The sequence below is a fragment of the Spiroplasma sp. ChiS genome, from assembly GCF_002968355.1.
Lineage (GTDB): Bacteria > Bacillota_I > Bacilli_A > Mycoplasmatales > Mycoplasmataceae > Spiroplasma > Spiroplasma citri.
This window is the reverse complement of record NZ_PUUH01000115.1, coordinates 1-1396: the sequence shown is the minus strand read 5'-3', so window position 1 is coordinate 1396 and position 1396 is coordinate 1. Positions and strand designations below refer to the sequence as shown.

Genomic DNA, 1396 nt, shown 5'->3' with positions numbered 1-1396 from the left:
TATTATTAAAATCTTAAACTTTTTCCGTGTTATGGTTAAAGGATTTTAGTATTTATTATAATCGATTATATCTTAGTTAAGGCACACTAAATAGATGGTATCACATTTGTAAAAAATGAATTTATTAAATAGAAAAATGGAGAGTAATAAATAATGTTAGGTATGTATTTAACAACAGCGTTTAATTTTTTAACAGCACCTACACCTAAAACTATGACTGAGGGTATGACTGGGATTTGAACGGGTTTGACTAGTATATTAGCATTATGTATAACATTGTTAATAATCAGTGTTTATTACAATTAAAAAACATTATATAAACATTATTTATAACATTGTTTATTAAATAAATATTTAGTTAGGAGACTATATTATGGATATGAAATTTAAAACAACTGAGGAATATAAAAAATTAAAAAACGAATTTATTATTATGAATTTTGGTTTTGTTTATATTTATTTTTTTATATTAATTGTTTTTGGTCTTTGTATTGTTCTTATAATTTGTTCTTTAAATGTAGGAGATATTATAGGTATTATATGGTATTTTTTCTGTTTAATCCTTTTTGTTGTACTTTTACCATTTGTAATTATGGAACATATATCAGAAGTTAAGGAATTTAGAGTTACAGTATTAAAGAAACAATTATTACCGTTAGAAATTATGTTAAGACCAGTAAGGCGAGGAGATGATAAAATTGAGTAATTTTGTTAAGAAAAATCAGAATATAGAAAATTATTTTATTAGTAAGGAATTTATTCCTTTTGCAACAGAAAAAGTAAGTTTTATTAATTTACCTAATCATAATCGTCATATTGGGTTTTGATTGAGTAATAAGTTTATTTATCCGAGTGAAAAACATTCAGAGCAAGTAGCAATCGGTTTGATTTATGATAATTCTTATCCTATTGTAAAATATGATGAAAATTTAAAGCGAAATATTTGAAAATATTTAACTGGAACCGAATTAATCAATTTATATAATCAATATAAACAAAATTATTTTACTAAAATGAAAAAAGCTTTATTTTTAAGTGAAAGGAGATGATAAAATTGAGTAATTTTGTTAAGAAAAATCAGAATATAGAAAATTATTTTATTAGTAAGGAATTTATTCCTTTTGCAACAGAAAAAGTAAGTTTTATTAATTTACCTAATCATAATCGTCATATTGGGTTTTGATTGAGTAATAAGTTTATTTATCCGAGTGAAAAACATTCAGAGCAAGTAGCAATCGGTTTGATTTATGATAATTCTTATCCTATTGTAAAATATGATGAAAATTTAAAGCGAAATATTTGAAAATATTTAACTGGAACCGAATTAATCAATTTATATAATCAATATAAACAAAATTATTTTACTAAAATGAAAAAAGCTTTATTTTTAAGTGAA

3 protein-coding genes and 1 pseudogene are annotated in these 1396 nt (G+C 22.3%); all 4 read left to right on the top strand.

Features of this window, described 5'->3' with window-relative positions:
- The first annotated feature begins 153 nt into the window (after nt 1-153).
- Nucleotides 154-306, top strand: coding sequence for a hypothetical protein (locus tag C6B38_RS09855; protein WP_162475847.1), 153 nt, complete (start codon nt 154-156; stop codon nt 304-306).
- A gap of 67 nt (nt 307-373) precedes the next feature.
- A complete protein-coding gene (locus C6B38_RS03920; protein WP_105298728.1) occupies nt 374-706 on the top strand; it encodes a hypothetical protein in 333 nt (110 codons plus the stop codon).
- Nucleotides 699-1111, top strand: a pseudogene (locus tag C6B38_RS03915) (DUF3627 domain-containing protein); the annotation flags it as partial. The gene C6B38_RS03920 and the pseudogene C6B38_RS03915, both read left to right, overlap by 8 nt.
- Nucleotides 1085-1396: DUF3627 domain-containing protein (locus tag C6B38_RS03910; RefSeq protein WP_443028747.1), on the top strand; the 312-nt coding region annotated here is incomplete at its 3' end. The pseudogene C6B38_RS03915 and the gene C6B38_RS03910, both read left to right, overlap by 27 nt.